This window comes from Dictyobacter arantiisoli (genome assembly GCF_008326305.1).
Classification (GTDB): domain Bacteria; phylum Chloroflexota; class Ktedonobacteria; order Ktedonobacterales; family Ktedonobacteraceae; genus Dictyobacter; species Dictyobacter arantiisoli.
In genome coordinates, this window is sequence record NZ_BIXY01000095.1 from 22,987 (window position 1) to 29,292 (window position 6,306).

The following is a 6,306-nucleotide window of genomic DNA, read 5'->3' on the forward strand; positions in this document are numbered from 1 at the left end:
CATGCTATGAAAAGGCATAGATTAACTCCTGGTTGCGCTATCGCTGCTGGCGAGAAATTGCTGCAATCCACCAAGTGCAAAGGTAAGGTAGTCAGGAATGAGCGCGTGCGTGGCTGCATCCTTGGAGCGGAAAAGTACGTTGAGATGATCGATAATACGCAGTGCCATAAAGAGAGAGAGCAATTGTTCGGCATGATTTGGTAATAGATGAATGCTTTCATAGCCACGGAAGAAGGCTTTGCGCAGAGTTGCCTCTTCAGGATGCCCGATAAACGCACCCAGCGTCACAGCTATATCATAGAGGTAATAGTTCCAGCTACAGTGGCGGAAGTCGATAGCTCCCACCTCACCCTGATAAAAGATATAATTCGCTGGCAACAAATTAGCATGAATGAGGCCATAATAATCAGACGTTTTAGGAAGGTTAATAAGCTGCTCGTGGGCGCGCTCCGCTATCTCAGAGAAGAGGCGATATGCACGTCCACCGATCAAACCATCACATTGATCCGAGGCAAAATCGGGATCAAGTACAGTACCAGTTCCCAGCACGCTCGTCCAATCCCAGTGTGGGCGCACAAAATCTCCGAACGGCATAAAATGATGTGCATGATTGTGGAGTTGTGCCATAAAGATGCCCATACGCTCCAACGAGATAGGCGACAATTTTAAAGCCATCGTACGTCCTGGCACCCAGCGCAGTAACAGGCAGAGGCGCTCCTGCTCCACATCTTCAATCTGTACACTCGTTTGCAGCTCTCGATTCCGCGTCAACACTGGTTCAGGCACCAGGATATTGGCATCACGGTGTAAAGCTGTCAACCATTGTAGTTCGGATTTCACTACCTCGCGCTCACGTCCCTGCACAGCACTATCACATAAGCGCAAGACGAAACGTGTTTCGGCATTCTTCTCAGGAGGTTCACCAGCCAACCAGGTTGAGCGAGGATATGCTGTCACACGAAAAAGGGTATCAGCATGGTGTGACAACAATGTCAACCGAGCGCTACCAATATCGTACTGCGTCAGTGCTGCTTCAGCAAGAATGCGCAACTGTCGAATCTGACTATTGTAGCTCGAATTTTCCAAGTCTATTCTCCAACGTCAGTGGCTCTTTTTATATATAGATCGGATCGCCCTGCTTGTTCTAGAGCCTCCTACCGATCTATGATTGGTCACCACATATCCACGTTCCACAGTCCTATGGAACTCACACAACACATACACAAACCAACACAGCAATATATCCTTTTCAACACACGACCGTAAAAAAACAGACCACGCACAACCGACATCGACATCTGTCAAATAATCAATCTCTCTTTATATATATAAGTATAGCACGTCATACTAGTGGGGCATGTTGCACGTAATTACGACGGCACTCATATCATCGCTTTTGGCTCGCATATCCTCAGCACTGCTCCGATGGGAGGTTTCTATCGCCTGCTGCACAACCTTTTTAGCGGCAGCGCTACGCGTAGATGTGGCTAACAGTTCCGCCAGAATCTGATCCGTCAGGTTGTCATGAATGCCATCCGAACAGATCAGGACACGATCACCGGGCAGGATATCGATCTGGCCGAGATGTGTGAGCAGAGGCTTATCATGTCCCAGTGCCTGGGTAATGCCATTGCGGTTATCAAAATACTCTTTTTCAAGCTCGCTTAATTGATCTATCGAGGTGGCCTGATCGATGCGTAAAGCGTCCTCCTGAGTTATCGAACCATCCTGCAAGCGCAATGAGAGGTAACCATCATCCTCAGTGAGGCGTTGCAAGCCCTCATCAGCACGCCAGAGATAAATACGGCTATCACCAACATGGGCATAGTGCATAGAATATCCTTGATCCTGCTCTTGCTGACAAAAAAGGGCCAGGGCCGCAGTCGTCGCGGGATAGCATAGCAACGCACGGGCATTGCGGGCTCGCCTCTCAGCCTCAAGCAGGATCTGCGTATGCGCCTCTTCAAACATTTGCACCAGGATTGCGTCCAGGTCCAATGTTGTAGGTGCCACCAGCATACCTGATCCAGTATGTTGATTCTTCCAGATATGGCGTACCACGTGTGCCGCCAGTCGCGAGGCCAGTTGTCCAGGGCCAGAACCTACCCCATCAAAGACCGCTGCCAGACCACGCCGCCGATCCAGTAAAATGGTATCATCGTTATAGTTTGTGTGTCCCTCATGTGGCACGCTATATTTCACAAAGGTTAACGCTGGCGAAGTTGTAGTGGATCTGGAAGAAGATCTCATAGTAATAGCCATAAAGAATTCCTCTTTCTTATTTTCCTGCAAGCATACTATCTAGCATATACATAATGAGATGAGAGTTCTGCACTATCCAAATGAAAGATCAATTTGAACTATTTTAACATATTATAAAGCTTTTTTCTGCAGCTTCCGAATTCGTTCGCTTCGTTTGTTTTTTGCCCGCCGCCAGAGGGCCAGGGCAGAGAACACTCAGGGTCATGAGTATGCTATGATTGTGATACGTACTGAAGAGTAGCCAGGTTCATAATCGCTCCTTCAAACATACTATTGTCTTGATACATGGTGCATACCGGTCAAATATCTCAGCGGAGAAATGAAACGTGTCAAATTTATACAATCAAGAGTCAAGAGGGCTTTGTTTGCCATTCCAGACAACAGCGATACTATTCGATTTAGATGATACATTGCACTATAGATACAAAGCTTTTGCGAACTGGGCGCGAGCATTCGCCCGAACGTACTACCCGACACCCGATCAGCAGGATACGCTTGAGGAGATGATTCAGTATCTGATTTCAATTGATGATCGTGGTAACACGCCACGGGATGAATACTTTCAACGTGCCCAGGAAAGATATCCAGTCATCAAAGGCGAGATTGCAAACTTTATCTCTAACTATAAGCAAGCTGTGATTGGATATGTTGTGCTGGAAGATGAGATTCGAGTCTTGCTACAAGCCTTACAGACTGCGCGGATACCTCTGGGTATTATCACCAATGGCGCTTCCGACCAGCAACGCCGTAAAATCGATGTTCTGGGCTTTGAAGCGTATACCAATTGCATCTTTGTCTCTGAAGAATTTGGTGTCCGTAAACCTGATCCTACGATCTTTTTGGCAGCAGCTAAGCAGCTTGAGATTGCCCCGGAAAAGATTTTGTTCGTCGGGGATAATCCAGAATGTGATATCTGGGGCGCACATCAGGTTGGCATGAAAACGGTCTGGATCGAGCATGCCTCACACCACTGGCCTCCGGAGATTCCAGCCGGAATTGCTAATAGCACCGTTCATTCGTTTGCGGAACTCTTACCACTCATCGGCATATCCCCCGCACAAGAGCACGGTGTGCTGGCCGTCAGTGACCACTAGCACATAAGCAAAGCAAAACAAAGCAAAACAAAGCAATAAAACTATAAGAAGAACGAGGTTCTAGCACCAATGGCAGCAATTATAGCAACGCTTGGTTATATTCTATCGCCCGATGGTACGCAAATTTTAATGATCCATCGCAATAAGCGACCAGACGATATGCATTATGGCAAATATAATGGTCTGGGAGGCAAGATTCAACCGGATGAGGATATCGCGACCTGCATGCGGCGCGAGATTGAGGAAGAATCGGGCTTGATCGTGGATCATATGGATTTACGAGGCACCATTTTCTGGCCCGGCTTCGGCAAAGGTGGCGTGGATTGGTTCGGCTTTATCTTCCTGGTTGATCGCTGGCACGGCGAGGCGCATACGGGCAATGCTGAGGGCACATTAGAATGGGTGCCACGCTCGGCACTGGCTGACCTGCCGATGTGGCCCAGCGATCAGAATTTTTTACCGCTGGTATTTGATGAAGATCCACGCACGTTTCATGGCATTATGCCCTGGCAGGATGGCGACATGGTCAGTTGGAATTATGTACGCGACTAAGGATTGGTCTGATGCCGCCTCTGTTGATGTCCCACAAATTTCGCCAGTAGATCAAGTTGTTGAGTGAAGATATGTTGTAAAAGAGTTGGATAAAAGGCCTGCTCTAACGCACCCCAGGGTGTATAGGCAGGCTCCCAATGCGCGGCGATCTGTACATGAGCTTGCTGACCATTATTAGCCGGTGTGACCGCAAAGGTGGTTACACGCGTGGAGGTTATGTCACGCTCGACCAGGATACGGCCCGGTTCTGGTTCATGGACTCGTGCGCGAATGGTCCTGGTAAAACCAAAGATCCGCATGCGATAACGGATCATGGTACCCTCGCCCTGTCCCCCCTCCTCTACCACCAGATCAGAGAGATAGGCTCTGGGTAGAAGTTGTGCATGAGCATGCTGGTAGTCCGCCAGGGCCGCATACACAGCTTCAGGCCTGGCATCAATTAATGCTACCGTCTCAAAATGATTTTGCCTCATAAAAGGTCCATTTCTACACATCTACAGGTGGGCGCTGACGCGCCCACACCTTTTTTAGTGTGTAGTGCTGGAAAGGTGCTTCGCACCTTTCCAGCACTACACACTAAAAAACTCTTTTGAACACCGCAGGTGCGAAAACAGATTTTTATTATGTGATATAGAAAAGGTTCTTCGAACCTTTTCTATATCACATAATAAAAAGGGCGCAGGCGCGCAAGCGCCTGCCAGCCAGCGAGCAGCAAGATCTCGATGCTGACACTCTCTAATACTTTGTTAGATTATAGCAAGCATTCATCAAAAAATGAAGGGAGCAACGCTATACTCTGGCAAAAAGACACAAGAAAATGCTATATCTCTGCTTCCTGCGCATGAGGAGGATCAACACTCCGGGGGAGCGTAAAATAGAAGCAGCTTCCCTGGCCCGCGCTACCTTCACTCTCAACCCAGATACGGCCACCCATACCCTCGACGAACTGTTTGCAGATAAAGAGCCCTAATCCTGTTCCACCGGTCGAACCCTGCACGTCCCGTGGTAGACGCGAGAACTTTTGGAAGAGCAACGCGACCGCGTCGGGAGGAATACCCGCGCCAGTATCCTGGACACAGATGCGCACCAATGGCTGCCCGGACTCATCTTCCCACTCCGAGGCGCTGACACGAATGATGGAAGAGGAGGGAGAATATTTGCTGGCATTGGAGAGCAAGTTGCGTAAAATTTGACGGAATTGCTGACGGTCCGCGCAGAAGATGAGATCTGGCTGGAGATCCAATTGAAGAGTGTGCTCTGGAAAATGGATATTTTCACAGATTTCCAGAATGGTGGTCTCCAATGGCAGGGTCTGATTGCGCAGTGGTCGGGGCGACGTCCCCAGACGTGCTGTATCCAACATATTAGCAATGATTAATTCGAACTCATCACAGCCATAGGAGGCACTCTGAAGGAAAGTTGTACGTGTCGAACTATCAATTTTATCGCCATATTCGAGCAGTAGATTCACGTAGCCTTTGACTTCGGTTAGCGGCGTGCGCAACTCATGGCTAATACTCATTAAAAATTGATCACGCATAGCCTCCAACTGCTGCTGCTCAGTTGCCCGGGTTAGTTGCAGGGAGACCGGGTGCGAGCGTACTTGAGCTTTGGCTGTCGTGTCTACAAAAAAGGCAAGGAAGTGGAAACAACACAATTCTAGCAGGATTACTAATATCCCTAAAGCAAAGCCCTGAGCCGTTTTATCCGGCCAGAAGATGGTATGTAGTTTAAGTGATAACAAACCAGCCGCAAGCACTAATAGGCCAGCCGCCCAGGAGAAGGAGACACGCGAGGGGAACATCCAGGAAGCCAGGGCGACCGGAAGCGCACAGAGCGTTATCGCGACAGGATCAGAGAATACAAAGAGACAAATGGCAATCAAGGCAAAGGTCAGTAATGTGAGACACAAAAAGACGCTGATCCGGACACGCAAGGATGCCTGGCGTAGCCAAAAAGACAGCGTAATCATGGGTTTTTTATTTCTTTCTGCTTCATTTATCATCGAACAAGAAAAGTCTGCACCATAGAACGATCCATACTCCTTACCGCCTGGTTGTTAATACAGTTGCGACAAATAGAGCTGTTGACGAATATACTCTTCCAGTATACCCGCATCGCGCGCCAATGTATACACCTTTACAGGAAACGAGCCAGAAAGCCCTGTCCATTCATGGCAGGGATGAATGGAATGGCTCGGGTGCGCGTCATTTTTTTGCGAGATACTTTGGACGGCACGCCGGAGATCGCCTCCAAGGATGGGTGACAGAGGGACGATACGGCTCAGGCAATGGAGCGACAGGAGAAGGAGGTTGGGGAACAGGAGGAGTGGATGGAACCGGTTTTTTCGTCCCACGCAGCCAAAACCACCATGCTTGAATCATCTGCTTGGCGGCGG

At 48.9% G+C, this 6,306-nt stretch carries 7 protein-coding genes; 2 read left to right on the forward strand and 5 right to left on the reverse strand.

From position 1 onward, the window contains the following. Positions 1-21: 21 nt before the first annotated feature. Both F1593_RS23335 and F1593_RS23340 read right to left on the reverse strand, forming a co-directional pair. A complete protein-coding gene (locus tag F1593_RS23335; RefSeq protein ID WP_172632384.1) occupies positions 22-1,086 on the reverse strand; it encodes a phosphotransferase enzyme family protein in 1,065 nt (354 codons plus the stop codon). Between the two features lie 261 nt (positions 1,087-1,347). After that, a complete protein-coding gene (locus F1593_RS23340) occupies positions 1,348-2,262 on the reverse strand; it encodes a PP2C family protein-serine/threonine phosphatase (protein WP_149403969.1) in 915 nt (304 codons plus the stop codon). Positions 2,263-2,627: 365 nt separating this feature from the next. On the opposite strand from F1593_RS23340, the gene F1593_RS23345 reads away from it, so the two are divergent. Together F1593_RS23345 and F1593_RS23350 are read left to right on the forward strand one after the other, a co-directional pair. Beyond that, the gene (locus F1593_RS23345; RefSeq protein ID WP_172632385.1) at positions 2,628-3,356 is read left to right on the forward strand and encodes an HAD family hydrolase; all 729 of its coding nucleotides are present in this window, start codon (positions 2,628-2,630) and stop codon (positions 3,354-3,356) included. A gap of 69 nt (positions 3,357-3,425) precedes the next feature. Next, a complete protein-coding gene (locus F1593_RS23350) occupies positions 3,426-3,908 on the forward strand; it encodes an NUDIX hydrolase (RefSeq protein ID WP_149403971.1) in 483 nt (160 codons plus the stop codon). Here the strand turns inward: F1593_RS23350 and F1593_RS23355 are convergent. From F1593_RS23355 to F1593_RS23365, 3 genes are all read right to left on the reverse strand, one after another. Further along, positions 3,905-4,381 carry an SRPBCC family protein gene (locus tag F1593_RS23355; RefSeq protein WP_172632386.1) on the reverse strand — a complete coding sequence of 159 codons (477 nt, stop codon included), beginning with the start codon at positions 4,379-4,381 and terminating at the stop codon, positions 3,905-3,907. The genes F1593_RS23350 and F1593_RS23355 overlap by 4 nt on opposite strands. A 347-nt stretch (positions 4,382-4,728) precedes the next feature. Next, complete coding sequence (locus tag F1593_RS23360; RefSeq protein WP_172632387.1) at positions 4,729-5,880, reverse strand: sensor histidine kinase; 1,152 nt, start codon at positions 5,878-5,880, stop codon at positions 4,729-4,731. An 87-nt stretch (positions 5,881-5,967) separates the two neighbouring features. Next, a complete protein-coding gene (locus F1593_RS23365) occupies positions 5,968-6,264 on the reverse strand; it encodes a hypothetical protein (RefSeq protein ID WP_149403974.1) in 297 nt (98 codons plus the stop codon). Positions 6,265-6,306 lie beyond the last annotated feature (42 nt).